This is a genomic window from Clostridium sp. J1101437_171009_A5, assembly GCF_015547905.1.
GTDB lineage: Bacteria > Bacillota > Clostridia > Oscillospirales > Oscillospiraceae > Pseudoflavonifractor_A > Pseudoflavonifractor_A gallinarum.
Map to the genome: position 1 here is coordinate 19,090 of NZ_JADMVY010000009.1, position 26,125 is coordinate 45,214.

28 protein-coding genes and 2 tRNA genes are annotated in these 26,125 nt (G+C 59.3%); 19 read left to right on the plus strand and 11 right to left on the minus strand.

From position 1 onward, the window contains the following. Positions 1-6 precede the first annotated feature (6 nt). Together I2C21_RS12165 and I2C21_RS12170 are read left to right on the plus strand one after the other, a co-directional pair. The gene (locus I2C21_RS12165) at positions 7-465 is read left to right on the plus strand and encodes a hypothetical protein (RefSeq protein ID WP_195279392.1); all 459 of its coding nucleotides are present in this window, start codon (positions 7-9) and stop codon (positions 463-465) included. A 128-nt stretch (positions 466-593) separates the two neighbouring features. Beyond that, positions 594-681 (plus strand) — tRNA-Leu (locus tag I2C21_RS12170). Between the two features lie 104 nt (positions 682-785). Here the strand turns inward: I2C21_RS12170 and I2C21_RS12175 are convergent. Next, complete coding sequence (locus I2C21_RS12175; protein WP_195279393.1) at positions 786-2,243, minus strand: recombinase family protein; 1,458 nt, start codon at positions 2,241-2,243, stop codon at positions 786-788. A 145-nt stretch (positions 2,244-2,388) separates the two neighbouring features. After that, positions 2,389-3,498, minus strand: a complete 1,110-nt coding sequence (locus I2C21_RS12180) for a recombinase family protein (RefSeq protein ID WP_195279441.1) — start codon at positions 3,496-3,498, stop codon at positions 2,389-2,391. On the opposite strand from I2C21_RS12180, the gene I2C21_RS12185 reads away from it, so the two are divergent. The 8 genes from I2C21_RS12185 to I2C21_RS12220 all read left to right on the plus strand — a co-directional run bounded on the left by I2C21_RS12185 (position 3,493) and on the right by I2C21_RS12220 (position 9,339). Then, entirely contained in the window at positions 3,493-4,035 is a 543-nt protein-coding gene (locus I2C21_RS12185) for a hypothetical protein (protein ID WP_195279394.1), read from the plus strand. The genes I2C21_RS12180 and I2C21_RS12185 overlap by 6 nt on opposite strands. A gap of 80 nt (positions 4,036-4,115) precedes the next feature. Beyond that, a complete protein-coding gene (locus I2C21_RS12190; protein WP_195279395.1) occupies positions 4,116-4,877 on the plus strand; it encodes an MBL fold metallo-hydrolase in 762 nt (253 codons plus the stop codon). Between the two features lie 138 nt (positions 4,878-5,015). Continuing rightward, positions 5,016-5,651 carry a GNAT family N-acetyltransferase gene (locus tag I2C21_RS12195; RefSeq protein ID WP_195279396.1) on the plus strand — a complete coding sequence of 212 codons (636 nt, stop codon included), beginning with the start codon at positions 5,016-5,018 and terminating at the stop codon, positions 5,649-5,651. Positions 5,652-6,272: 621 nt separating this feature from the next. After that, a complete protein-coding gene (locus I2C21_RS12200) occupies positions 6,273-7,625 on the plus strand; it encodes a hemolysin family protein (RefSeq protein WP_195279397.1) in 1,353 nt (450 codons plus the stop codon). Positions 7,626-7,761: 136 nt separating this feature from the next. Further along, positions 7,762-8,157, plus strand: a complete 396-nt coding sequence (locus I2C21_RS12205; protein WP_195279398.1) for a hypothetical protein — start codon at positions 7,762-7,764, stop codon at positions 8,155-8,157. Between the two features lie 44 nt (positions 8,158-8,201). After that, positions 8,202-9,005 carry a hypothetical protein gene (locus I2C21_RS12210; RefSeq protein ID WP_195279399.1) on the plus strand — a complete coding sequence of 268 codons (804 nt, stop codon included), beginning with the start codon at positions 8,202-8,204 and terminating at the stop codon, positions 9,003-9,005. Next, positions 8,942-9,157: an S-layer homology domain-containing protein gene (locus I2C21_RS17815; protein ID WP_353654808.1), complete on the plus strand. Its 216-nt coding sequence runs from the start codon at positions 8,942-8,944 to the stop codon at positions 9,155-9,157. Before I2C21_RS12210 ends, I2C21_RS17815 begins: the two co-directional genes overlap by 64 nt. Further along, positions 9,154-9,339 carry a hypothetical protein gene (locus I2C21_RS12220; RefSeq protein WP_016413460.1) on the plus strand — a complete coding sequence of 62 codons (186 nt, stop codon included), beginning with the start codon at positions 9,154-9,156 and terminating at the stop codon, positions 9,337-9,339. The genes I2C21_RS17815 and I2C21_RS12220 overlap by 4 nt, the downstream gene beginning before the upstream one ends. 71 nt (positions 9,340-9,410) lie before the next feature. On the opposite strand, the gene I2C21_RS12225 is transcribed toward I2C21_RS12220, so the two are convergent. From I2C21_RS12225 to I2C21_RS12240, 4 genes are all read right to left on the minus strand, one after another. Next, a complete protein-coding gene (locus I2C21_RS12225) occupies positions 9,411-9,698 on the minus strand; it encodes a DUF6809 family protein (protein WP_195279401.1) in 288 nt (95 codons plus the stop codon). Between the two features lie 368 nt (positions 9,699-10,066). Then, on the minus strand, positions 10,067-11,731 hold the full coding sequence (locus I2C21_RS12230; RefSeq protein WP_353654809.1) for a nucleoside kinase: 1,665 nt from the start codon (positions 11,729-11,731) through the stop codon (positions 10,067-10,069). Between the two features lie 100 nt (positions 11,732-11,831). Then, positions 11,832-11,907, minus strand: a tRNA-Ala gene (locus I2C21_RS12235). Between the two features lie 133 nt (positions 11,908-12,040). Continuing rightward, positions 12,041-12,517 carry a pyridoxamine 5'-phosphate oxidase family protein gene (locus I2C21_RS12240; protein WP_180956690.1) on the minus strand — a complete coding sequence of 159 codons (477 nt, stop codon included), beginning with the start codon at positions 12,515-12,517 and terminating at the stop codon, positions 12,041-12,043. 146 nt (positions 12,518-12,663) lie between these two features. Between I2C21_RS12240 and I2C21_RS12245 the strand changes: the two genes are divergently transcribed. The 9 genes from I2C21_RS12245 (at position 12,664) to I2C21_RS12285 (ending at position 19,227) form a co-directional block, all read left to right on the plus strand. Further along, positions 12,664-13,044, plus strand: coding sequence for an ArsR/SmtB family transcription factor (locus tag I2C21_RS12245; protein WP_193537067.1), 381 nt, complete (start codon positions 12,664-12,666; stop codon positions 13,042-13,044). A 27-nt stretch (positions 13,045-13,071) separates the two neighbouring features. Beyond that, on the plus strand, positions 13,072-13,290 hold the full coding sequence (locus I2C21_RS12250; RefSeq protein WP_101691224.1) for a heavy-metal-associated domain-containing protein: 219 nt from the start codon (positions 13,072-13,074) through the stop codon (positions 13,288-13,290). A gap of 58 nt (positions 13,291-13,348) precedes the next feature. Beyond that, the gene (locus I2C21_RS12255; RefSeq protein ID WP_195279402.1) at positions 13,349-15,205 is read left to right on the plus strand and encodes a heavy metal translocating P-type ATPase; all 1,857 of its coding nucleotides are present in this window, start codon (positions 13,349-13,351) and stop codon (positions 15,203-15,205) included. A 121-nt stretch (positions 15,206-15,326) separates the two neighbouring features. Continuing rightward, positions 15,327-16,145, plus strand: coding sequence for a hypothetical protein (locus tag I2C21_RS12260; protein ID WP_195279403.1), 819 nt, complete (start codon positions 15,327-15,329; stop codon positions 16,143-16,145). Positions 16,146-16,307: 162 nt separating this feature from the next. Further along, positions 16,308-17,006 carry a histidine phosphatase family protein gene (locus I2C21_RS12265; RefSeq protein WP_193537073.1) on the plus strand — a complete coding sequence of 233 codons (699 nt, stop codon included), beginning with the start codon at positions 16,308-16,310 and terminating at the stop codon, positions 17,004-17,006. An 8-nt stretch (positions 17,007-17,014) separates the two neighbouring features. Beyond that, entirely contained in the window at positions 17,015-17,548 is a 534-nt protein-coding gene (locus I2C21_RS12270; RefSeq protein WP_353654810.1) for a bifunctional adenosylcobinamide kinase/adenosylcobinamide-phosphate guanylyltransferase, read from the plus strand. Further along, positions 17,530-18,288, plus strand: a complete 759-nt coding sequence (locus I2C21_RS12275) for an adenosylcobinamide-GDP ribazoletransferase (protein ID WP_195279404.1) — start codon at positions 17,530-17,532, stop codon at positions 18,286-18,288. The genes I2C21_RS12270 and I2C21_RS12275 overlap by 19 nt, the downstream gene beginning before the upstream one ends. Continuing rightward, a complete protein-coding gene (locus I2C21_RS12280) occupies positions 18,285-18,647 on the plus strand; it encodes a bifunctional adenosylcobinamide kinase/adenosylcobinamide-phosphate guanylyltransferase (protein WP_193537078.1) in 363 nt (120 codons plus the stop codon). The genes I2C21_RS12275 and I2C21_RS12280 overlap by 4 nt, the downstream gene beginning before the upstream one ends. Position 18,648: 1 nt before the next feature. Further along, positions 18,649-19,227, plus strand: a complete 579-nt coding sequence (locus I2C21_RS12285; protein ID WP_195279405.1) for a histidine phosphatase family protein — start codon at positions 18,649-18,651, stop codon at positions 19,225-19,227. Between the two features lie 85 nt (positions 19,228-19,312). Here the strand turns inward: I2C21_RS12285 and I2C21_RS12290 are convergent, their stop codons facing one another. The 5 genes from I2C21_RS12290 to I2C21_RS12310 form a co-directional block, all read right to left on the minus strand. Beyond that, the gene (locus I2C21_RS12290; RefSeq protein ID WP_195279406.1) at positions 19,313-21,766 is read right to left on the minus strand and encodes a transglutaminase-like domain-containing protein; all 2,454 of its coding nucleotides are present in this window, start codon (positions 21,764-21,766) and stop codon (positions 19,313-19,315) included. Position 21,767: 1 nt separating this feature from the next. Then, positions 21,768-23,129: a leucyl aminopeptidase family protein gene (locus I2C21_RS12295; RefSeq protein WP_286167291.1), complete on the minus strand. Its 1,362-nt coding sequence runs from the start codon at positions 23,127-23,129 to the stop codon at positions 21,768-21,770. A gap of 78 nt (positions 23,130-23,207) precedes the next feature. Further along, positions 23,208-24,179, minus strand: a complete 972-nt coding sequence (locus I2C21_RS12300; protein ID WP_101691215.1) for an ABC transporter ATP-binding protein — start codon at positions 24,177-24,179, stop codon at positions 23,208-23,210. Then, positions 24,179-25,174: an ABC transporter ATP-binding protein gene (locus tag I2C21_RS12305; RefSeq protein ID WP_101691214.1), complete on the minus strand. Its 996-nt coding sequence runs from the start codon at positions 25,172-25,174 to the stop codon at positions 24,179-24,181. The genes I2C21_RS12300 and I2C21_RS12305 overlap by 1 nt, the downstream gene beginning before the upstream one ends. A gap of 9 nt (positions 25,175-25,183) precedes the next feature. Next, positions 25,184-26,125: an ABC transporter permease gene (locus I2C21_RS12310; protein WP_101691213.1), complete on the minus strand. Its 942-nt coding sequence runs from the start codon at positions 26,123-26,125 to the stop codon at positions 25,184-25,186.

A 26,125-nucleotide genomic window follows, 5' to 3' on the forward strand; every position in this document is an offset into this window, starting at 1 on the left:
GGTACCATGAAGGAGCCGAAGGAATTCTCCTATTGGAAACATCCATATCAAAAATGGCTGCTTTTCCTGGCCGGAGTAATCCAACTCCTGTGTCTGTTCCTGAATGTGCGGGAATTTCCGGAGTACAGGCACCTTTTGGAGATTGGATTTCTCAACGCTTCCCAATGGGAAAGCTATTTTGTCGGGCAGTGCATGCAGTGCGCGCTGAATATTCTGTTGATCGTGCTCTTTTTCGGGTGCCTGCTGATCGGCCGCTTTGCGCGGAGCGCCCCATCAGCCCGGCGGGCGGAGGGGATCCTCCTGCTGTGTAAGGCCGCGCTCTGGGGCGTAGCCGGTCTTTTGCTGCGCTTTCCGGCCTTTGGCACCACCACCTGTTTTATCTGGGGACTGATCCTGATCGCACTCCTCTGCTGCGGAGCTTTTTCTCTCTGGAAGAGCCGCAAAAAGCCCGCCAACCTCGATTGATGCCGCACCGTTTTCCTCCCCGCCAGGGCCCATTTTCAAAACAGAAAGAAAAAAATAAAAAAAGGTTGACAGACGGAATATCTCGTGGTAATATATTACCTGCGCTGAGCGGTGCACGGCGCAGATATGCACGAGTGGTGGAATTGGCAGACTCGCTAGATTCAGGTTCTAGTGTGCATTACGCACGTGCGGGTTCAAGTCCCGCCTCGTGCACCAAAATAAAAGGACATCCTTTCTGATAGTTCCCACAGGTACACTTTTTGAACCCACTGAATTGTCAGGCACACAGGCGGACAGCGGAAGCTGTCCGCCTGTGTGTTTTATGCCAGCAATCGCTTGATTTCTTCAATATCTGTGATCTGCTTTGTGATATACGGTATGTGCTCTCCCTCCTGCATAGGGCTGTCCACTCTGCCGATGTCCCTGTATACGATCCTGACGCTCTGTCCCGCAGAGCGGGAATACTTTTGGCTCCGCTCTCCCACCTCGATCCGCTGGATGAAGAGCCGCAGCAGCTCCGGCGTCAGTTCGTCGATGGTAGTGTACCGTTTGGCTTTCTCAATGAAGGCGTCCACATTGGCGGCTGAGGCTTTCAGTTTCTCCAACTGTTCCTCCTTGGCTGGAATGGCGACAGACAGATTTTTTTGCTCGGCGTTGTAGTCTGCGGACAGCATGCGGAACTGTTCATCGCTCACTCGCCCCAGAACATTGTCTTCGTAGAGACGCTTGAACAGTGCGGACAACTCATCGTACCTCCGATGCATGGAATCCAGATCCTTCTGCAGACGGTTGATCTCCCGGCGCAGTTCTGCGGTGTTCCTCTGGTTGATGTACTGGGCAAACTGCCGCTCCTTCATCCGTGCGAAGTGCGTGACCCTGCGCAGGTCATCCAGCACAATGGCTTTCAGGTCCGCCTCACGGATCTGATGAGGTGAGCAGGCGTTTTTCCCTCGCTTGCTGTAAGTAGAGCACCGGAAATAGTACTGATCCTCCCGCATCTTCTCAGTCCGGCAGAGCACCATGTATTTGCCACAGTCAGCACAGTAGACCAATCCAGAGAACAGATTGGGTTCCTCCATGTGCTTGGGCGGTCGCCGCTTGTGCTCCCGCACATCCTGCACGATCTCCCAGATTTCCATTGAGATGAGTGGCTCATGGGTGTTCTCCACAAGGATCTGCTCGCTCTCCGGTTTCTGGATCTGCTTTTTGTTTTTATAGGAGAGCGTTGTTTTCCTCATGTTAAGCGTGTGCCCGATATAGACCTTGTTCTCCAGAATGTTGGCTACGGTTTTTCCGCACCAGGTGTAGGGACGGGTGGTATCCAGATTGGTACAAGCAGCTCCGGTAGTCTGATAGTACTGGTTGGTCGGATTCAGCACCTGCTCTCGGGTCAGGATTCTGGCGATCTGGTTCGGCCCCTTTCCCGACGCGCACAGATCAAAGATCCGACGCACGATGGGGGCAGTTTCCTCATCGGGAATGATCTCCTTGGAGTCCTTGTCCTTCTTCTTGTAGCCATAAGGCGGTTTACCGCCCAGCCGCTCCCCTCGCTCCGCCTGCATTTTCTTGATGGCGCGTACTTTCTTGCTGGTATCCTTGGCGTGGAGTTCGTTAGCCCAGTTACGGATGGGGTTGAAGTCGTTGCTGCTCTCCACCAGGGAATCCACGCCGTCGTTCACTGCGATAAAGCGGACGCCTTTCTCCGGGAAGTAGATCTCCGTGTACTGTCCCACCTGAAGGTATTCCCGTCCCAGGCGGCTGAGATCTTCTTGTGTCAAGTAGGAACTAAAAAAATTTTGAGATTTTACAAGCCGTTCATAGGTGGACAACCACCCGTGAACGGCTTGCTTCATCCCTATTGACCTTTGGCTTCGCCACGGCTGATCTGTTCTTCCGAAGCTACACGCAGATAAACCGCCACATTCATTTCTTTCCCTCCGTATCTTCATAGATGTCTCTGAACTTCCAGAGAATTTCGATGTTATCAGCATCGTGGACATAGATAGCCTTAATAAAAGCGTGTGTCAGTTCAAAGGTAAGTGCGGTCTGATTACGGTACTGTTCACAGAACTGATTTACTCGCTCATCGGAACAGGAACACTCAGAGTCGAGTTCCTGCATTCGCTCATGTGCTTTTTGGATTGCCTCCGCATTCTCGGCCAGCTTCTCGTCAAAGGCCGTCTTCTGTTTGAGATATTCAGCTTTTGAAATGCTGCCGGAGGTGTATTTTTCATAAAGCCTCAGCTTTCCATTTTTGAGCTGATCCGTCTGTGTCTGCAAGGCTTTTAGTTTTGCAGCGCAGTCCTTTATTGCGGTTTTGCGGATGTCTCCAACTTCTCTGTTCTGAACAGCCTGTTTTTCTGTAAAGGCCAAGAAATCGCCAATAGCATTGTAAACAATATCTTCCAGACGGCTCTCGCTGTACTTTTCTCCAACACGGCATTCTGTATCCCTGTCATGGTTAGAGTGATGGCAAGTATAAAATACGCTCCCATCTTTTAGCTTGCGTCTTGTCATCGTGCGCTTGCAGTTGCCGCAGCAGACAAGACCACGCAGAGGATAATTGGATACCTTACGGGGTTCGTGATTGCCTCTGCGAATGACACGCTGAGCAAGCAGAAAGGTTTCCTTACTGATGATCGCTTCGTGCGTTCCCTCGACAATGATAGGTTCCTGCGGAACTGTTTTTCTGCTGCCAACGCCGCAGCTTTTCCGTCTGTGACTGACCAGAGCGCCGGTGTAGACCTGATTTTTCAGGACGCGCAGCACCATAGCCACATCCCAACTGATTTTCTTGCTCATGTAGTTGAATTTTTTCGTGTCTCCGTATTTGGATTGGAAATACTGTCCGGGCGTCGGGATGTCCTCGTCATTCAGCATTTGAGCAATCGCAGAGGTATTGCTACCGGCCACAGCCGCCTCGAAGATACGCTGGACAATCTTAGCGGAGTCAGGGTCGATTGCCAGAGCATTCCTCTTTGTCGGGTGCATTCTGTATCCGAAAGGAGCATAGCCGCCAACATACTTGTGCATCAAGTGGTGGATTTTGTGCGGGAAAATCCCGAACGGGTATCCAGCAGCGCCCAGAAGAAGTGTGCTGCCATTGAGAAAGGCTTTGACCGGGCCTGGCGGGACAAGGTGATCCAGATGCAGATCCCTCTGTTTGCTCCCACCACCAAGGGACAGTGGGGATTGCGGTTTGACAGCTTTCTGGCCCAGGCTTTGGAGCTTGGGCCACTCCGGACGGAGGAACCGATACTTCCACCCGCATTGGTAGAGCAACTTCGCAGCCTCACGCCCAAGGGGGTTCCTGTGGAGATGGTCACAACTCTGGTGTCCTACTACCTTGCCAACAAGCCGGAGGATTCCGACTGGGTGGTGCTGCCGGTGGCTAACTTTGACGCGTACTTCGGCACCACCAGCTTTGGACGGAAGTATCTCAAACAGATCCCGGAGACCATTTTGGAGCGATCTGAAACAGGCTTTGGACTGTGCCGGTACCGGCTGGGCAACTCCCTTGTTATTAAACAAAATCAGAAGTATGCATCCATCTCTTTCGGAGAAGTATAGCGGTTTTGATATTGCCAGATTGATTTATGTATACTCTTGCGGTAAAATCAAAAGTAAATGTGTATTGGAAGTGAGCAACAATGAATGATTGGTTTACGATTAACGAAATAGATAAGGATACGTATGTTATTAGCGAATACCGTCATTGGGAAGAAACACACTGTTATCTGCTGAATGGTACCAAACGCAGTTTGTTAATTGACACAGGACTCGGAATTTGTAATATTTCTGAAGTGATTTCAGAGTTGACAGATAAGCCTGTTACAGCTATTGCAACCCATATCCATTGGGATCACATAGGCGGTCATAAATACTATCCTGATTTTTATGCACATGAAGCAGAATTGGATTGGCTGAACGGCAGCTTCCCTCAGCCGTTAGAAACGATTAAGGAATATGTGGTTGACCGCTGTGAATTACCAACTGATTTTCAAATCAACGAATATAAGTTTTTTCAGGGAAAACCGACCAAAATATTGCATGGTGGTGAACATATTGACTTAGGAGGAAGAATGGTTGCAGTCATTCACACACCCGGCCACGCACCGGGACATATGTGCTTTTGGGAAGCAAACACAGGCTATCTGTTTACCGGTGATTTAGTCTATAAGGACACGCTGACAGCATGGTTTCCCTCTACCGATCCGAAGGCTTATTTGAAATCACTTGAAACAGTATCCGCACTTCCTGCAAAAAGAGTTTTCCCGGCACACCACTCTTTAGATATACAACCAGAGATCTTAGCTCGTATGCGAAAGGCTTTTCGAGAACTAAAGGCAAATGGACAGCTCCATCATGGCAGCGGTACATTTGACTATGGGGACTGGTCCGTGTGGCTATGAGATGGAGGGAATTGTGAAGTGCCTTTAGAGCTCTGACGGCTTACTTTTATACTATGTACAAAAAGATTCGGGCGGCATGAAGAATGCCAGACCCTTTGCCAAGGAACATCGGAAACGGAAATAAGGAGGTATCACATCATGAATATCGTGGTTCGCAAGGAAGAAGCAAAGGACTATCGCAGAACAGAGGAGGTGGCCCGGGAAGCCTTCTGGAACCTCTATTTCCCCGGCGCTGTGGAGCATTATGTGGTTCACAAAATGCGGTCGCACCCTGATTTTATTAAGGAGCTTGCCTTTGTCATTGAGGTGGACGGCACCGTGGAGGGAGCCATTTTCTATACCCATTCCAAAGTCGTAACACCAGAGGAAGAATTTCCGACGATCAGCTTTGGGCCGGTTTTTATTTCTCCCAAATATCACCGTCAGGGATTGGGCAGACAGCTGATTACCCATTCCATTGAAAAAGCAAAAGAAATGGGATACTCCGCCATTCTCACCCTGGGGTATCCGTACCACTATGCGCCCTATGGATTCTGCGGCGGGAAAAAATACGGCATCTCTATGCCGGACGGAAAGTTCTATACCGGTCTTCTGGTGCTGCCCCTCCGGGAAAATGCCCTGGAGGGAATCCATGGTTACGCTGAATTTTCCGAGGCGCTGGAGGCGGAGGAAGCGGATATCCTCGCCTTCGATGCTTCATTCCCGAAAAAGGAAAAGAAAGTGCTTCCCTGCCAGCAGGAGTATGAAATTGCCTGTGCACAGCTGGATGAATAAGAGGCGATGAAACCATTTTGGAGCTTGGCATGGGTCCGGTGCAGAGTTGCTGGCGTTTTCTAACATACAAGGCGGACGTGAGGTTTAAAAGAAATACATGAACTACGCCGGAAATCCCTGAGGATTTCCGGCTGTTCTCTTCTTTGCATTTTTTACACTCTTCTCATGAACAAACTGGAAGAGATGGATATTGGGAGAAAATGGGCGGTCATCGAGATACGGATTGTATTTATAGTGTTTACTAAGTAAAATCATAAACAGAAACCATAATTCGATCTATCTTCGGCCTTTCGTCCGGTTTTACATGACGGATCAAAAGAAAGAAATATGTACTGCCACATGACTCGGGACAGGGACATGATCTGAACAGAATCTATATGTATAATAGTCACTTCACAAGTTGACGAACCGAAGATTTTCTGATAAGATATGGAACATTACAATGAAAGGAGAAGGTCTTCAACTTATGGATGACGGTGACAGTAACGCCCCCGCCAAGCCTCCCTCGTACAATTATGAACAGAATCGAATGAGACATGGCCTGTACTTTCGCGAATAATGTGACAGGTCGTGTCTTTTGCGCTTTTTCTGTAATTGTTATGATTTGAGGAGGTCCTTACAATGGAAAATTCTATCTTATTTATGATTTTACTGCAGGTGTTTCTGATCCTGCTCAACGCAGTCTTTGCCAGTGCGGAGATTGCAGTAATTTCTATCAATGACGCCAAGCTGGCCCGAATGGCGGCGGAGGGAGACAAACGGGCCGTGCGTCTGGCTCGTCTGACCAGCCAACCGGCCCGCTTTCTCGCCACCATCCAGGTGGCCATCACTCTGTCCGGCTTCCTGGGCAGCGCCTTTGCGGCGGAAAACTTTTCAGACGGCCTGGTCAATTGGCTGGTAAGCCTGGGTGTGGGCATTCCCGCTGCTACCCTGGACGCCATCGCCGTGGTCATCATCACGCTGGTTTTGTCCTACTTTACCCTGATCTTTGGTGAGTTGGTTCCCAAACGGGTGGCCATGCGTAAGGCAGAGTCTCTGGCGCTGGGAATCTCCGGCCTGATCTCCGCCATCGCCAAGCTGTTTGCCCCCATCGTGTGGTTCCTGACCGCTTCTACCAATGCCGTCCTCCGCCTGCTTGGCATCGACCCCAATGCCGAGGAGGAGACCGTCAGCGAGGAGGAGATCCGCATGATGGTGGATGTGGGTACCCAGAAAGGCACCATTGACCACGAAGAAAAGCAATTCATCCAAAACGTCTTTGAGTTTGACGACTTGACCGCCGGGGAGATTGCCACCCACCGAACCGACCTGACCATTCTGTGGCTGGAGGAGAGCATGGAGGAGTGGGCCGCCACCATCCACAACAGCCGCCACACCCGGTATCCTGTGTGCGGAGAATCCGCGGACGATGTGGTGGGTATCCTCAATGCAAAAGATTACTTCCGCCTGACGGACCGGAGCCGTGAGACCGTACTGGAACAGGCGGTGGAGACTCCCTATTTGGTACCGGACAGCGTCAAGGCGGATGTGCTGTTCCGTAACATGAAGGGCGGCTGCCATCCTTTGGCGGTGGTGCTGGACGAATACGGCGGCATGACGGGCATTGTTACCATCAACGATCTTGTGGAGCAGCTGGTGGGAGATCTGGGCGAGGAGGATGTATGCCGAAACGCCCTTCCCCTGATCGAGGCTGTGGACTCTGGCACCTGGAAGATCCGTGGAGAGGCGCCTCTGGAGGAGGTTGCCCAAACACTTGGTGTCACGCTGCCCTTTGACGACTTCGATACCTTTAACGGACTGATCTTTGGGGCCATGGCCACCATTCCGGAGGATGGATCCACCATTGAGGTGGAGACTTTCGGTCTGGTGATCCGGGTCACCGAGATCCGAAATCATCAAGTGGTAACTGCGTTGGTTTGCTTGGCAGAGCCGCAGAACACAGAAAAACAGGAACATAGAGGTGAGCATGAGTAATCTGTCTCTAATACCTGTTACCAGCAAAAATCGCAGGGCTATTGAGAAGTTGAAGGTGTTTCCACACCAGACAGGTTTTATCGAAAGTGTTGCGGACTGTATGAAAGAGGCGGATCAACTGGCGGCGTAGCATCCCATGTGCATCTATGACAACGACACCATGATCGGTTTTACCATGTACGGAATGATCCTGGAGCCCGCCTATACAAGACTTTGGTTTGACCGCTTGCTGATTGATAAGCAGCATCAAGGTAAAGGCTATGCAAAGCCTGCGGCGGACCCTCACCGCTCTGGTCAGCGTGGCAATCGTTTCTGCGGTTGGTCTTCTGTACCAGGCAGCCCAGTATTTCCGTACACCTGCCCAGGAGCCTGGCGGCGATTTTGGCATCAGCAGCATCCCGCCCGCAGAGCCGTCCCTGTCTCCCTGGTTTACGGTGTGGTTGACCCTGCTGATCGTTTCCATTGTGGCCGGAATTCTTTTTTCAAATTTTCCGACAAAATTCCAACAAAGCGAAATCCTCGCCGCATCTAAATAGATGAACGGGCAAACGCCAAAACATCGAAGGAGGATTTCAAATGCGGTTCAAACGATTCTGTTCACTAAGCATAGCTGCGGCCATTGGCATGAGTATTCTGGCGGGGACTGCCGCCGCAAAGGAGACGACCACCGGAGTAGGGTTTGACTTTAACCAGAATGACGGTGGGTTTACTCCCATTTTTTCCGACTACCCCAACGAGCAGGGGGTGGAGGAATTTTATGAGCTTCGCTCCGGCCATGAGGAGGTTCCCATTGCAGACGCTGGAAAGGGCCTTTTCCTCTCCGGCAATAATCACAGCGACGATCTCTTTATGGGATATTTCAAAGAACTGAGTGGCCTGGCTCCCGAGACAGAGTATCAGTTCACTGTCCGTTTCAAGCTGGCAACCAATGTGGAAAATGATATGATCGGCATCGGCGGCGCTCCCGGAGAATCGGTCTTCGTCAAGTGCGGTGTTGCCTCTGAGGAGCCGGAAAACAGCCTGGACTCCCTGAACCACTTCCGCCTGAACATCGACAAGGGCAGTCAGAGTACCGGCGGAGCGGATATGATCGTGGTCGGCAACCTTGCCAAAAAGGAAATCAACCGTCCCGGTGAATATGAGTTCAATGAGATCGAGACCAAGGTAATTGCCCGGACCGATGAAGCGGGAACGGCGTATCTGGTGATCGGCACCGACTCCGGCTTTGAAGGGGTGACCTCCCACTATCTGGATGATATTTCCGTCAGTTGGGCCGACACAGCGAGGTTTCCGTCACCCGGGGCGACGCAGTCAAGATGCTGTTCGATCATGCCCATCGGTGGGACGAAGCCGTGGGACCCCCCACCTTTACAGATGTAGCATGGGAGGCTCCTTACGCTGAGGCAGTTGCCTGGGCAGAGCAAAACGGCTATCTGGGCGGCTACGGTAACGGTTTCTTTGGGCCGGAGGATGCCATGACTGTGGAACAGGCTATGGTGATGATCTATCGCCTGTTCGGAGGCCTAAAGTGACCGATGTAGACATTCTGGACCGGTACCAGGACGGTGGCCAGGTCTCTCCCTGGGCGCGGGACGCCGTTGCATTTGCCATCACCAACAAGCTGCTGGAGCCGGGCGATGCGATCCAGCCCCAGTCGCCCATTACCATGAAGGCCCTGCGCTATGCCATCGGTCAGATTGGCATGGCCGACTAAACACCCAATCACGGTTTCAAACAAGTATTCTGCCCATGTCTTAAAGTACTACACAGCTATTCCTATAAAAATCAGACATCCCTCTCCGCTTCTTCCGGAAAGGGATGCCTGTCTGTCTCAAAGTGATTCAACTCGTATGCCAATTCCCATGCCAATTGGAATCCGCAAAGGAAACTGTGCATAGAGCGTTCCTCTGCAATGAGGTTCTGTGCGTCCATGATCCGCAACACCAGCTTTCTCTCTGGCTTTTCCAATCTCTCAATGAGTTGTTGGTGGCAAGTTTCAATTTCCTGCTCAGACTCTGCCATAGGCAGTGGCGTGTAAAATCTGTAGTAGAATTTTTTCAGGGCGTTGTTCATATGCTCTACCTCCTTGCAGCAAGACAACATACCACAAGTTAGCGTGAAAAGCCACTGGAATATTTGTATTTCAATAAATTCCTTATCATTGGTTTTGCAGACCATACACCGCTGTCCGTGGATAGAAAACTTACCACTTTTGCGAGAGCCAGTAGTTATCTGCTCAATAAGAAATTAGAGCTTGTGGTGTTCCACAAGCCCTAATCTTCCCCATACACGGCGTTAAGCCCCATAGGTTCACATTGTGTACCTATGGAGCTTAACCCTTCGGATGTCCTTTTATTTTTTCTATTTACACGCAAAGGAGCGGTTCCGCACAAAACGGAACCGCTCCTTTATTATCTGTATTTTCGTTCTTTCCGGTATGCTCACACCTGGTAGCATCCCCCGCCGATGAACTCCCGCAGCAGCGAGGTCTTGGGCACATCGTCCGCGGGCAGGGGGAGGAAATAGCTCAAAAACTTCAGCAGCCGCTTGGCCTCCAGGTATTCCGGGCAGTCCTTGGGGACGCCGAACAGCAGAGGCTCAATATAGGGCTTGAGCAGGGCGATCTCATAGATCAGGGCCGAATTGAACACCACGTCCGCGCTGTCCTGGAAGGGGAAGATGTTGGCCTCCTCTCCCCGCCGGACCGAGGGCCACATCTGAATGGTCGCCCGTGCCCCATAGCCGCGGGTCCTGGCATCCCGCTCGATCCGCCGGAGCAGGCGGGCATCCGTGGTGGGGATGCGGTTGTGGTCATCGACATTCAGTGTGGTGAGACAGCTGATATAGATCTTGAATTTGCTCTCCTTGGGCAGGGAGTGAGAAAATACGTCATTCAGGCAGTGGATCCCCTCGATGACCAGAATGTCCTTTTCGCCCAGGGTCAGGGTATTTCCGTTGTACTCCCGGATGCCTTTTTTGAAATTGAACTGGGGCATCTCCACCGTCTCGCCCTGCAAAAGCCGAGACATATCCGTGTTGAACTGCTCCACATCCATGGCGCCCAGGCTCTCAAAGTCATACTGGCCGTGCTCATCCCGGGGGGTCTCCTCCCGGTTTTTGAAGTAGTTGTCCGTGGCAATGGCATGGGGCCGCAGTCCGCAGGCCATCAGCTGGGTGCACAAGCGGTGGGAGAAGGTGGTCTTTCCAGAGGAAGAGGGCCCCGCGATCATGACGAAGCGGACATCCTTGCGCCGGGCAATGGTCTCGGCGATGTCGCCGATCTTCTTCTCCATCATGGCCTCGCTGGTCAGGATGATCTGGGCCGCATCTCCCTGGCAGATGGCCTCGTTGAGATCGGCCACATTGGAGATGTGCAGGGCCTCGGCCTTGCGCTCACCGTCGTACATGGTCTGGAACACCTTGACCGAGGGCTCAAAGGGGGCCAGCTGATCCGGCTTCTGGACGTCCGGCAGGCGCAGGACAAAGCCGCAGTCAAACAGCTCCAGCCCAAAGCACCGCACATATCCGGTGTCCGGAACCATGTAGCCATAGAAATAATCCGCAAACTCTCCCAGCGAATAGTAGTTGACCCGGGAGCTGATCCGGCAGCTGAGCAGCTTGGCCTTGTCCTGGAGCTTCCGCGCCTCAAAGAGCGCGATGGCGTCGTCGGTGGGAATGGAGTGCTTTTGGATGGGGATGGCCTGCTCCGCCAGCTCGCGCATACGCTCCTCCACCCGATTCAGCAGGGCCTGGTCCAGCTGGAAGGCCCCTTTGGCCCGGATGAAGAGCGCATGGCTCAGGGAGTACTCCACGCAGATGCGCTCGATCTGATCCCGTCCCACAATATCATAGAAGGCCTTGAGCATCAGGAAAATGACGCTGCGCTCATAGGTCTGCATCCCCGGCTTGTCCTGGATGGTCAGCATGCGCAGCGTGCAGTCCCGGTCCAGCTTCTTTTGCAGCTCACACAGCTTTCCATCCCGCTGCACCAGCAGAATGTCGCTGTGGTATCCCCCCTGTACCTCCCGGGCAATGGTCTGGTAGGAAGTCCCGGCGGGATACTGGCGTTGGACGCCGTCCACCGTTACCGAATACATATGGTCCATATGCGCTTCTCCTTTTCCAATTTGGTCTCCCGTAGTTTATGTTCGGAGTATAGCAAAAAACTCGTTTCTTTTCAGAAACGAGTTTTTTGTTCTTTCAAATTGGTGGAGATAAGCGGGATCGAACCGCTGACCTCTTGAATGCCATTCAAGCGCTCTCCCAGCTGAGCTATACCCCCATATTCACTTGCCGTGCCGCCGGACCGGCGACTCAACGTAGGATATTATACCCGCCTCTTCCACATTTGTCAAGCATTTTCTTTCTCTTTTTTTGGCCCCTGCTCCAGCGCGGCAGGGGCCGTTCTCTTTTTCTCACGGTTCGGGCCTGGCGGGCGCTCTCCAGCCCTTCCCCCAGATCTCCTGAATACGGATCCGGAACAGGGCGGTCTGTGAAAAACAGCCCCGGTTCTGTGCCCGGAACTCCTCCTCCGGCTCGGGACGGAACTTCTGGCTGAACACCCGCAGTCCCTCCCAGCGCGCCGCTTCCTCCAGCACCTCTTCCGCCGTTCCAAAGACCACTGCGCTCTCATACTCGGTGGTGTACTGCTCGGGGATCACCCGGGCATGGCCCACCGCCGTGACGCAGACCTGGGGACATGCGCGCAGACAGTCGATCTTCTTGCCCTCCCTCGCACAGTGAAAATAGAGCCACTCCCCCGCCCGGGTCATGTTGACCGGTACGGCATATGGCGTTCCATCCGGTTGTGTCATAGAGAGGGTCATCCACTCCGTCTGATCCAAAATCCGGAGCGCCGCTTCCCGCTCCAATGCACGGTCTTTTCGCCGCATATCGTTTCCTCCCATCTTTTTCTTGTGTCTACTATATCTCATCCCGCTCACCCGCGCAAGATTTCCCCTTGACATTTCCCCAACACCGTATATAATTACATATGAACAATAGCTCATATATTTTGAGAAAGAAAGGAGTATGCACCATGTCCCTCCCCGATTCCCCGTCCCAAGCCCAGGATCTGGACCACTGCGACTATATGCATGTACACGAGGACATTGTCGCACAGGTCAACGAGACCATGCCCGATGAGGAGATCCTCTACGATCTGGCTGAGCTCTTTAAGATCTTTGGAGACTCCACCCGCATCAAGATCCTCTATGTCCTCTTTGAGGCCGAGATGTGCGTGTGCGACATCGCCACCCTGCTGGGCATGTCCCAATCCGCCATCTCCCACCAGCTCCGCTCCCTCAAGCAGAGCAAGCTGGTCAAGTATCGCCGGGAGGGGAAGACCGTCTTTTACTCCCTGGCCGATTCCCATGTGCGCACCATCCTGGACCAGGGCATGGAGCACGTAGCCGAGTAAGCCCCCATTCAGAAAGGAGATCTCACCATGAAAAAACGTTTTTCCTTTACCAATCTGGACTGTGCCAACTGCGCCGCCAAAATGGAGGCGGCCATCGCCAAGCTCGACGGCGTCCACAGCGTGTCGGTCAGCTTCTTCTCCCAGAAAATGACCCTGGATGCCGACGACGAGCGGTTCGACGCCATCCTTCAGGAGGCGGCCAAGATCTGCAAAAAGATTGAGCCCGACTGTGTGCTCCACATCTGAGCCGCGTTCTCGATCCAGTTTGCAAAGACGGGAATGATTTCCCGACAGGAGGTCAACCATGGATTCCAGACAAAAAAAGATGCTCTGGCGGATCTTCGCCGCCGGAGTGCTGTTTCTCATCGCCCTTCTGATCCCGGCCCAGGGATTGCCCCGCCTTCTGCTCTTTCTGATCCCCTACGGGGTCATTGGCTGGGACGTCCTCTGGCGGGCGGTGCGCAACCTGACCCGGGGTCAGATCTTTGACGAGCATTTTCTCATGTCCCTGGCCACAGCGGGCGCCCTGGCCATCGGGGAATACCCCGAGGCCGTGTTCGTCCTGCTCTTCTACCAGGTGGGAGAGCTCTTCCAGTCCTGCGCGGTGGGGCGGTCCCGCCGGTCCATCGCCACGCTGATGGACATTCGCCCGGACGTGGCCCGGGTGGAGCGGAACGGCGCACTGGAGGAGGTGGACCCGGAAGAGGTCTCCTCCGGTGACATTCTTGTCATCAAGCCCGGGGAGCGCGTCCCCCTGGACGGGGTCATTCTGGAGGGCTCCTCCGCCCTGGATACCGCCGCCCTCACCGGCGAGTCTCTCCCCCGGAGCGTCTCGCCGGGTGCCGACGTGATCAGCGGGTGCATCAACCTGACCGGATTGCTCCGGGTCCAGGTGACCAAGCCCTTTGAGGAGTCCACCGTGGCCCGCATCCTGGAGCTGGTGGAGAACGCCTCGGGACGCAAAGCCCGGGCTGAGGCCTTCATCACCAAGTTCGCCCGGTACTACACCCCCGCCGTGGTGGTGGCCGCCGTCCTGCTGGCCCTGATCCCTCCCCTCTTCTTCCAGGGCGGGTGGGGTGACTGGCTGGGCCGGGCCTGCTCCTTCCTGGTCATCTCCTGCCCCTGCGCCCTGGTCATCTCGGTCCCCTTGGCCTTTTTCGGCGGTATCGGCGGGGCCTCCCGGGCCGGTATCCTGATCAAGGGCGGCAACTATCTGGAGGCCCTGGCCAACACCGAGACCGTGGTCTTTGACAAGACCGGTACCCTCACCCGAGGCGTGTTCAACGTCACCGCCATCCACCCGGAGCAGGAGCGCGAGGCCGATCTGCTGGAGCTGGCCGCCCTGGCGGAATCCTGGTCCGACCACCCCATCGCCCACTCCATCCGGGAGGCCTACGGGGCCGAACTGGACACCAGCCGGGTCACCGGCGTGGAGGAGCGCTCCGGCCGGGGCGTCCAGGTCCAGGTGGACGGCCGGACCGTCTGCGTGGGCAATGACACCCTGATGGAGGAGATCGGCATCGCCTGGCATCCCTGCCACCAGGTGGGCACCACCGTCCACGTGGCGGTGGACGGCGTCTATATGGGCCATCTGGTCATCTCGGATCAGGTCAAGGAGGACGCCGCCGATGCTATCCAGGCCCTCCGCGCCTGCGGCGTGCGCAAGACCGTCATGCTCACGGGAGATGCCCAGGCCGTGGGGGAGGACGTGGCCCGCCGGCTGGGACTGGACGAGGTCCACGCCCAGCTTCTCCCGGCCGACAAGGTGGACCGGGTGGAGGACCTGCTCCGCCAGACCTCCCCCAGAGGGGCCCTGGCCTTCGTGGGGGACGGCATCAATGACGCCCCCGTCCTCTCCCGGGCCGACATCGGCATCGCCATGGGCGCACTGGGCTCAGACGCCGCCATCGAGGCCGCCGACGTGGTCCTCATGGACGACAAGCCCTCCAAGATCGCCCTGGCCATCCGGATCGCCCGCAAGACCCGCTCCATCGTCCGGCAGAATATCGTCTTTGCCCTTGGGGTAAAATTCCTGGTACTGGGCCTGGGGGCCTTTGGCCTTGCCAACATGTGGGAGGCCGTCTTTGCCGACGTGGGAGTCTCGGTCATCGCCATTCTCAACTCCATGCGTGCCCTTCACTCCCCCTCCGAGCCCTCCTGAGCGCAAAATCGCCCCTTTCTCCTTGCATCTGGCCTCAGCGGCTGGTATGATGAAAGTAGAAAGAGGAATGCCCGGTCCCGACCAGCTCAACCCAGGAACTTATGGTAAGGAGGGTGTCAAGATGAAACGATCTGCCGTTCCCATCGCGCTGTCCCTGCTCTTCTCCCTGGCCGCCTGTACTTCCCCCGGCGTGGAAGAGCCTACCCCCACCCCCTCTCTCCTCCCCAGTCCGTCCGCGTCCGCCCCGCTCATCCTCGACGACGGGAAGGGGGACCGCCCCACCATGCCGGAGGACCTGCCTCAGGACATGGCCTACCTCTATGACTTTTTCTTCTCCGAGCGGTATGACCGGCAGGTATCGGATGAATTCTCCCTCACCGGCCGGGAATTGCCCGGGCGGGGCATGTTCCTCCTCTATGAACCCTATGTGAACCAGCTGGAGGGCGCGGCGGAGACCACCGCCGACGGGGACGGCATGACCCCCTACCGCCTCCGGCAGTATCGCGCCACGCTGGAGAGCGGCACCCTTCTGGTGGGCACCCACTACTATGAGCCCGACCAGTTGGAGTATCTCTCCTACCTCTGGACCGACATCCCCGGTATGAAAACCGTCCGGGAGGTGGCGGTGGGCAGCAGCGAGGCCGACCTGCTCCGGGCCTATCCCGAGCAGCTCTACTATCTCACCGCCCAGGAGGCCAGCCCCGGCATTTGGTCTCTGGAGTCCGAATCCGACCTCTCCCCCTCCTTTGACTGCGCCTACACCTGGCAGCCCTATACCCAGGAGAACAACGACTGCCGGGACATTACCTTCTACCTCAGGGACGGTACGGTGACTGCCATCGAGATTTCCTCTCCTTATGAGCTGCGCTATGTCTACGGGTACGACCGGGACGCCGGTCTGGAAACGGCAAATGCAAACCGCGCCGCCCTGGACGGCTGAGCGCAGAATCCGCCCAAAAGCCCTTCGAGCGGGGCGCTTCCCCTTTTCGGAAGCGCCCCGCTCGTTCTCTTTTTTGGACCGGTATCCATTTTTTCTCCCAGGCCTCCCCCCAGTATGCTATAATAGGGTCTGTTGAACATTCACGGACAGAAGGTGACAAATTTGACGCAAGAAACCATGCTCTACGTGGTGCGCCACGGACAGACCATGTTCAATCTCCTGGACCGGGCCCAGGGATGGGCCGACTCCCCCCTCACCCCCGCCGGGGAGGAGGCCGCCGCCCAGCTGGGCCTTGGGCTCTCCCGCTCCGGCGTGGTCTTTTCCGCGGCCTGGTCCAGCGACAGCGGACGGGCCCGGGACACCGGACGCATCCTCCTGGATCATATGGGCCAGCAGGCCCTTCCCCTGCACACCGACCGCCGCCTGCGGGAGTGGTGCCTGGGCGATATGGAGGGCCTGCCCAACCGGCAGTTTCTCTCCTCCCTCCTGGGGCGGGACGGCCGCCCCATCTCCATTCGGGAGCTCAATGCCCGGCTCCCCGAGGCGGTGGAGAGCATCCACACCCACCTGGACTCCACCGGTATGAGCGAGTCCTATGATACCCTGCGCGCCCGCCTGCTGGAGGGCCTTTCCTCCATCGCCCGGGAGACCGCCGGGCAGGGGGGCGGGAATGTGCTGGTGGTCTCCCACGCCCTGTCCATCAAGCTCCTCATCCACCTGCTCTGCCCCGATCGTATGGAGGAGGCCGCCATGCTCCACAACGCAAGCGTGTGCCGCTTCCGCTTTGCGGATGACGGCTTTCAGGCCCTGGAGCTCAACGACACCCGCTATCTGGACGGCTCCGCCGTCCCCGCCCGGTGAGCGCCGTGGTGGCCCTCGTAACCGGCGGGAGCGGGAGCGGAAAATCCGCCTGGGCGGAGGGGCTCTCCTGCACCCTGTGTCCGGGTCCCAAGCGCTACCTCGCCACCATGCGCCCCTTCGGGGAGGAGGCCCAGCGCCGCATCGCCCGGCACCGCGCCATGCGCGCCCACAAGGGCTTTGACACGCTGGAGTGCCCCGACGGGCTGGACGGCCTGCCCATCTCCCCCTCGGACACGGTCCTGCTGGAGGACCTGTCCAATCTGGTGGCCAACCGGCTCTTTTCTCCCCAGTGTCCGGAGCACTGCGGGGAGGTGCTGTGGGCGGAGCTCTCCGCCCTGGCCGACCGCTGTACCCACCTGGTGGTGGTCAGCAATGAAATCACCTCCGACGGCATCGAATACGATCCCTCCACCCAGGCCTTTCTCGCCCTTCTGGGCGAGTTGGACCGGAAGCTGGCCCGGCGGGCCGACCTGGTGGTAGAGGTGGTCTGCGGACTGCCGCTGGTCCTGAAAGGAGAGATCCCATGTTCCACTCCCTCGTGATCGCCTTCTCCACCTACTCCCGCCTCCCCATGCCCCAGGTGGAGTGGAGCGAGAAGAATATGAAATACGCCATCTGCTTCTTCCCCCTCATCGGGGCCGTCATCGGCGCGCTCTTCCTGCTCTGGGTCTGGCTGTGCGCCCAGCTGGGGCTCAATTCCTTCCTGCGGGCGGCCGGATGCGTGGTCCTCCCCCTGCTGGTCTCTGGGAGCATCCACATGGACGGCTTCTGCGACACGGTGGACGCCCTCTCCTCCCACCAGACCCGGGAGCGCAAGCTGGAAATCCTCAAGGACTCCCACACCGGGGCCTTTGCCGTCATCTTCTGCGGCGTGTGGCTGGTGCTGGATCTGGGCGCCCTGACCCAGCCGGAGGCACTGCGGAGCTTTGGCGTGCTGGCCCTGGGCTTTGTGCTCTCCCGGGCCATGAGCGGTCTGGCCCTGGCCAATCTGAAGGGGGCACGGCCCTCCGGGATGCTCCAGGCCTTTGCCGACGCCTCCCACAAGAGCGCGGTGACCGCGGTCATGCTGGTCTTTCTCGTCCTGTCCGTGGCCGGGATGGTCTGGCTCTCCCCGGTGTCCGGGGGCACCGCGGCCCTGGCGGCGGCCCTGTGCCTGCTCCACTACCGCCGCATGTCCTACCGCCAGTTCGGCGGCATTACGGGAGACCTGGCCGGGTATTTCGTGCAGCTGGCCGAGCTGTCCATGGCCCTGGCCGTCGCCCTCACCTGGAGGTTTGTATGAAGCTGTATGTCGGCGGCGCCCATCAGGGCAAGGCCGCCTATGTGAAGGAACAGACCGGCCTCTCTCCCCGGCTCTGCACCCCGGAAGAGGCCCTCTCCGCCCCGGCGGTGGACCAGTTCCACCGCATCTGCCGTACCCTGCTGGAGCGGGAGGAGGACCTGGGGCAATATGTGGACCGTCTGCTGGCCGAGAATCCGGACGCCGTCATCCTGTGCGACGAGATCGGCCTGGGCGTGGTCCCGCTGGACCCCTTTGAGCGCCGCTGGCGGGAGGAGACCGGCCGGGCCCTGTGCCGCCTGGCGGCCAGCGCCGAGCGGGTGGAGCGGGTGGTCTGCGGACTGGGATGGAGGCTGAAGTGATATGACGGAATTTCTCTTCCTGCGCCACGGCCGGACGGCCGGCAATCTGAGAAGCAATTATGTGGGCGGCCGGACCGACGAGCCCCTCTGTCCCGCCGGGATCGAGGCCCTGCGCGCTGCCCGGGACGCCTGTCCGGATCGCTTTGCTGCCCAGCGGCTCTTCGTCAGCCCCATGCTCCGCTGCCGGGAGACCGCCGCTCTCTGCTTCCCCCACCTCACCCCCACCCCCGTGGAGGAATTCCGGGAGTGCGACTTCGGCGTCTTTGAGGGGAAGAACTTTCAGGACCTGGAGAACGATCCCCGCTACCGTGCCTGGGTGGAGGGGAACTGCGCCGGTCCCATCCCGGAGGGGGAACACCCGGACGCCTTTATGGCCCGGTGCCGCGCCGCCTTCGCCCCCCTGCTGGAACATCCCGCCCCGGGACGCACCGCCCTGGTGGTCCACGGCGGCACCATCATGGCCATCCTCTCCGCCTTTGCCCGGCCGGAGCGGCCCTATTTCGACTACCATGTCTCCAACGGCGGAGGCTACCTCTGTACCGAGGAAAACGGCCTTCTCCGCATCGTCGAGCAGTTCTGAATTTCCACAGAGAAAAAGCGCCCCCTGGCGCAGCACATGCTGCGCCGAGGGGCGCTCTGTTTTTGCTTCTATGGAAACACTGGGATCAGGCCTTCTCCTCACAGAGATGGGCAGCGATGCGGGTCAGGAGCTCCACCGAGCCCACATGGTAGCCGCTCACGCCGTAGACCGCCTGGCCCTTTCCGTTGCAGGCCACCGCCAGGGGCGGACGGTCCGGATCGCAGGTCAGGTGCCGGGCCACGGTCTCCAGATCGAAGGCCCAGTCATCTTCCAGCACCCGCAGACCCGGCCACTTGGCCAGTACCCCGGCCAGGGTGCGCTGCTTCAGGCTCTCCTCGCCCCGCAGAAGAAACACCACGTTCACCGGCAGGGCCGCCAGGGCCTCCTGTCCGGCGGAGAGCTCGTTGAGCACGTGCTCCGTGGGCTCGTTGCCCTCCTCCAGCCAGAAGAGGAGGGTGGGCCGTCCGTCCGCCGGGATGACCTCGGTGGTCACGGACTCCTCGGTGCACAGGGTGCGCCCGGTCATGAGGGGCAGGTCCTGGCAGCCCAGCAGATCCTCCAGCGCGAAGGGCCGCAGGCGCAGGTCGGAGCAGATCTCCTCCCCCGCCCGGACCACCAGCTCCCGCCGGGCGGCAAACTGGTTGCCGTTGGGCAGGCGCACCGAGGTCATGAGACGGTACTGTCCCGCGGGGAGCTTCAGGGCATATTCCCCGTCGCTCCACCCCTCGTCGGAGAGGGTGAGGAGCTTCCACCCGCCCGATACCCGGCGGGAGAGGCTCCAGTTCTGACGGTAGAGGGGAGCAGGACCCTCGCTCTGGGTCAGCCGCAGGGTGCCCAGGGCCTCCGCACGGACGGTGTGGAAGGCCCCGTCCTGCCAAAATTCCGGCATGCCATCCAGGGCACGCAGACGGGCGGGGACGCCCAGGGCGCGCAGGATGGCCACATAGAGGATGCGCAGACTCCGCCCGTCGCAGCGCATGGCCTGCCACGCCTCCATGGGCGTCCAGACCAGGCCGGTGATCTCTCCGGCGTAGACCTTCTCCACTGCCGGGTCCATCCGCTCCTCCAGCGCCGTCCAGAGGGCGGCCGGGCAGGCACGGAAGGCCGCCTTCTCCCCCTCGCTCAGGGCCTGGAGCAGCGCGCCCCGCCATGGGGTGAGGCACTCGATCTGGATGCGGGGCGAGAGCACATAGGGCCCGTAGAGCTCCCCGGGCATCTCCCCCTGGGCCGGAGCGTTGCGGAGGTGGTCCTCCAGGATCTCATCGGTGACATCCCGCAGGTCCTTGGCGGTGATGCTGCGGAGCATGGTCTCCCGGCGGGGATCGCCGTCCCGCTCCAGGAAGGCCAGCAGCACCGGGGCGTTCCCCCGGGCGGCCTTGAGCAGGTCCTCCCACTCGGGCTTTCCCTGGCCGGGATGGTAGTGGGAGGCGATGCGCGCCTCCCGCAGCTCCGCGCCCCGGACCAGCTCGGCGGCCCGCGCGGCCTTCTGCTCGGCGGTCAGGAGCGCGGGATGGATGGGCTCGTCCTTGGGGGCGTGGACGTCAAACTCGGCCCAGTCGGTCTCCTCCATGGCGGGGTGGACCAGCTCCAGGACCACGGCACCGTCCACGCAGTCCCCCTCGGCACGCAGGCCGTCCAGGGTGCACAGCACATGGAGATCGCCAAGGCCCAGCTGGGCCCGGGCCTCTCCCCGCTCGTCCGCGGTCAGGGTGGCGATGGTGTGGAAGCTGGCCTCGTTGAGGACCTGGAGCTGGAACCGGGCCCCGGCGGCGGGCAGCCCGTCCCGCTCCGCCCGGAAGGTATAGGTCCGGGTGCGGGCATAGCGCTCGGTCTGGTTGTACCAGGTCACCGCCCCGTCGGTGCCTAGGGGCGCGCCGTGGAGGTGGGAGCTCCCCGCGCCGAAGAGCCGGGAGTGGACCAGAATGGCCCGGGAGGCGGCGGTATTGAACCAGCCCCGGTCCAGAATGGGCTCGGGCTCGCAGGCGCCCAGGAAGCGCCACTCCCCGTCGCACAGGGCCTCCACCCAGGCGTGGTTGTCGTCACAGTGGGCCCAGCGGGGAGAGTACACCTGCCGGGCGGGGATGCCCACGCTGCGCAGGGCGGAGACCAGGAAGGCAGACTCCTCTCCGCAGCGGCCGCTCCCGCTGCGGAACACGGTGAGGGGGGAGGCGGTGCGGTCATCCTGGAACTGGTAGGAGGCGTTCTCATGGCACCAGCGGTTGACCTCCAGCACCTTCTCCGCCACGGTGGGCAGGGGCTCGATCCGGGCGCGGAGGGCGTCGTGGAAGAGGGCGCGGTGGAAGGACAGGTCCTCGTCGTTCACCCGGGGGAAGAGGACATAGTGGTAGAAGATCTCCTCCTCCAGCGCCCCGCACCAGGCGGTATGGGCACGCAGGTGGAGGGCGTGGTCTACAAATTGCAGGAAGAGGTCAAAGGGATACTGGTCCAGATCGCTCTCGGGCAGGTGGGTCATCAAAAACTCCATGGCCCGGCGCTGCTCGTCCGTCAGGGCGCACAGCCGTTCATTCCATCGCTCCATCTCAGTCCTCCCGGGCATAGCCCTTGCACAGCTCATACAGGGTGGTCACGCCCGCGCCGGTGGCGCCGTTGGTCTGATAGGCCCAGCGGGGGGAATCCACCCAGGCGGTACCCGCGATGTCAATGTGGATCCAGGGGCGCTCCTCCACAAAGGCGCCGATGAAGAGACCGGCGGTGATGGTGCCGCAGCCGTCGGTGGAGACGTTGGACACATCGGCCACGGGGCTCTCGATCATCTTCCGGTACTCGGGGAAGGCGGGCAGGCGCCAGTACTGCTCGCCGCTGCGGGCATAGGCGCTCTGGAAGGCGGCGCAGAAGTCCTCGTCGTTGGAGAGGAAGCCGGCGGTGGTGAAGCCGAACATGCCCACCACGGCCCCGGTGAGGGTGGCGATGTCCACCACCTTGGCGGCCCCCTCCTTCTCCACGGCGTAGGTCACGGCGTCGGCCAGGATGAGGCGGCCCTCGGCGTCAGTGTTGCCCACCTCAATGGTCTTGCCCGACATGGAGCCGATCACATCGCCGGGGATAAAGCTCTCGGGGGAGATGCGGTTCTCCACGGAGGGGATGACCACGGTGACGTTGACGGGCACCTGATTCGCCGCCAGCGCCAGCAGCGCGCCGCACACGGCCGCGCCGCCCGCCATGTCGCCCTTGATGCCCTTCATGGAGCTGGAGGCCTTGAGGCAGTATCCGCCGGTGTCGCAGGTCACGCCCTTGCCCACCAGGGCGATGGGGGCCTCCCCCTCCTTGCCGCCCTTGTAGCGCAGGACGATGAGCCGGGGAGCGTGGGCGGCGCTGGTCCCCACGGTGAGGAAGGCCTCCATGCCCAGAGCACGGGCCTGGGCCTCATCCAGCACCTCGGTCTCGATGCCCAGGGCCTGGGCCTCCTTCACCATCCGGCGGGCCATGTCGTCGGGGGTGAGCTTGTTGGCCGGGCAGTTGACCAGATCCCGGGCAAAGCAGATGGCCCGGGTGAGGATGTCGGTCTCCCGGAGGGCCGCTTCACATCCGTCGGGGGCGTCCAGATAGAGGGCGACGGCGGGGCCCTCTTCCTTCCAGGACTCGGTGCGGTAGAGGGCCAGCTCAGCACCCTGAACCATGGCGGCCACACCCGCCGCGCCCAGCACGGCATGGACTCCGGCCCCGTCCAGCACGATGCCGGAGCCGCCCAGATCCCGGATGGCCTTGGCCCCCTTGGCGGCGGCCACGCGGATCTGCTCGGCGGTCACCTTGCCGCTCTCGCCCAGCTCCGCGGTGAGCACGCAGCAGCCCTCGCCGGGCTGGACCTGCTGGCCCGCCTTTCCGCCGCAGGCCTGAAGGCGCAGCTTCCACGGTATGTTCTGTCCCTGATAGCGTTCGATCATGTTCAATTCCTCCTGATCTTAACATGGAAAACAAAACCGCCCCGCCCGCCGCAGGCGGACAGGGCGGTGCTGATTCTATTACTTCTGCACCTCGTGGCAGGCCACAAAGTGACCGGGGGCCACTTCCTGGAAGGCCGGGCTCTCCTGACGGCACCGGTCGGTGGCGTAGGGGCAACGGCCGGCAAAGCGGCAGCCGGGGCCCAGGTTCACGGGGCTGGGGATGCTGCCGTGGAGCATGATGCGCTTGCGGCTGGTCTCCAGCTTGGGGTCGGCCAGAGGGATGGCCGAGAACATGGCCTGGGTATAGGGGTGGAGGGGATGCTCAAAGATCTCGTCGCTGGTGGTCAGCTCCACCATGCTGCCCAGATACATGACGCCCACACGGTCGGAGATGTGCTTGATCATGGAGAGGTCATGGGCGATGAAGAGATAGGTGAGTCCCCGTTCCTTCTGGAGGTCCTGGAACAGGTTGATGACCTGGGCCTGGATGGACACGTCCAGAGCGGAGATGGGCTCGTCGGCGATGATGAAGTCGGGATTCACAGCCAGGGCGCGGGCGATGCCCACACGCTGACGCTGGCCGCCGGAGAACTCGTGGGGGAAGCGGTTGGCGTGCTCCCGCTGAAGGCCGACGGTCTCCAGCAGGCGGATGACCATCTCCTCCCGCTCCTTGCGGTCCTTGGCCAGGCCGTGGTTGTCGATGCCCTCGGCCACGATGTCCATGACCTTCATGCGCTGATTCAGAGAGGCATAGGGGTCCTGGAAGACCATCTGCACCCGGCGGGTGAACTCCTTGTGCTCGGCAGCGCTCTGCTTGCCCACCACTTCCTTGCCGTCAAAGATGACCTTGCCGTCGGTGGGCTTGTAGAGCTGGATGACGGTGCGACCCAGGGTGGACTTGCCGCAGCCCGACTCACCCACGAGGCCCAGGGTCTCGCCCTTGTAGATGTCAAAGGTCACGTCGTCCACGGCCTTGAGGGTCTGCTTCTTCCCCACGGGGAAGTACTTCTTCAGGTGCTGGACGGAAACCAATACGTTCTTGTCATTCATCACTGATTCTCCCCCTCCGGTTGACATCTGGCGTCGTGGAGCCAGCAGGCGGAGGTGTGGCCCGCTTCAAACTCCGTAAAGACGGGACGGTACTCCTGGCACACCTTCATGGTGTGGGCGCACCGGGCCGCAAAGGGGCAGCCCTTGGGCGGATTCATCAGATCCGGGGGCGTGCCCAGGATGGTGTGGAGCTTGTCCGTCTTTTCATGGAGCTTGGGCACCGCGGCCAGCAGGCCCTTGGTGTAGGGATGCTGGGGACGGTAGAAGATGTCCTCCACGCTGCCCGTCTCCACCACGGTGCCGCCGTACATGACGCACACCCGCTGGGCGATGTTGGCCACCACACCCAGGTTGTGGGTGATGATGATGATGGAGGTGTCGATCTTGCTCTGAAGCTCCTTCATCAGGTCCAGGATCTGGGCCTGGATGGTCACGTCCAGGGCGGTGGTGGGCTCGTCGGCGATGAGGACCTTGGGGTCACAGGCCAGGGCGATGGCGATGACGATGCGCTGGCGCATACCGCCGGAGAGCTCATGGGGATACTGCTTGTAGCGCATCTCCGGGTTGGAGATGCCCACCAGCTCGATGAGCTCCAGGGCCCGGGCCTTCATCTGCTCCTTGCTCATGTCCTTGCGGTGAGCCTTGAGCATCTCCACGATCTGCTTGCCCACGGTCATGGTGGGGTTCAGGCTGGTCATGGGGTCCTGGAAGATCATGGCGATGTCGCTGCCCCGGATCTTGAGCATCTCCCGCTCGGTGAGCTGGGTGAGCTCCCGGCCCTCCAGCTTCACGCTGCCGCCGGAGATCCGGCCGTTGGAGGGGAGCAGGCGCATGGTGGCCTTCACGCTGATGGACTTGCCGCAGCCCGACTCGCCCACGATGGCCAGGGTCTCGCCCTTCTTCAGATAAAAGTCCACACCGCGCACGGCCTTGACCAGTCCGTGGTGGGTCTTGATCTCCACATGGAGATCTTCTACTCTCAAAATATCATCCATGTGTCTCACCTACTTACTCATTCTGGGATCCAGGGCGTCGCGCAGGCCGTCGCCCAGGATGCTGAAACAGACCATGATCAGAATGATCACGATGGCGGGGCAGATCAGCAGATAGGGATAGCTCTGAAGCACGGAATAACCGTTGTTGATCAGAACGCCCAGGGAGGCCTGAGGCTCGGACAGGCCGATGCCGATGAAGCTGAGGAAGGCCTCGGTGAAGATGGCGCTGGGGATGGTAAACATGGCGTTGATCACGATGATGCCCACGGTGTTGGGGATCAGGTGGCGCAGGATGATGTTCTTCTGGGAGGTACCCAGCACCTCGGCCGCCATGACGAACTCCTGGTTCTTGAGCTGGAGGATGCGGGCGCGCACCAGACGGGCCATGTTGACCCAGCCGGTGATGGCCAGAGCCACGATGATGGTGCCCACGCCGGCGGGCAGCACCATCATCAGCAGGATCACGATGATGAGGTGGGGGATGCCGACCAGGATCTCAATGATACGCTGCATGATGGCGTCCACCTTGCCGCCCAGCAGGGCGGAGACCGCACCGTAGGTCACGCCCACGAAGAGGTCCAGGCAGGCGGCCACAAAACCGATGAGCAGGGAGATGCGGGTGCCGTACCAGATACGGGTGAACTGGTCGCGGCCGTACATGTCCGTGCCGAAGAGATGGGCCAGGCTGGGGCCCTGGTAGGTGGCGCTGTAATCGGTCTGTGCAAAGTTATAGGGGCTGAACACAGGGCCCAGGATGGCCAGAGCCACGATGGCGATGATGACAAAGAGGCTCACCACGGCGGCCTTGTTCTGCTTCAGACGGATCCAGCCGTCCTGCCAGGCGGTGAGGCTGGGGCGGCCGATCCGCTCGCGCTCGCCCTGATCCACCTGCACCTTGGTAAAGAGCTCCCGGGGGATGTTCTGATAGTCCATGTTCTTTTCCTGGTTCAT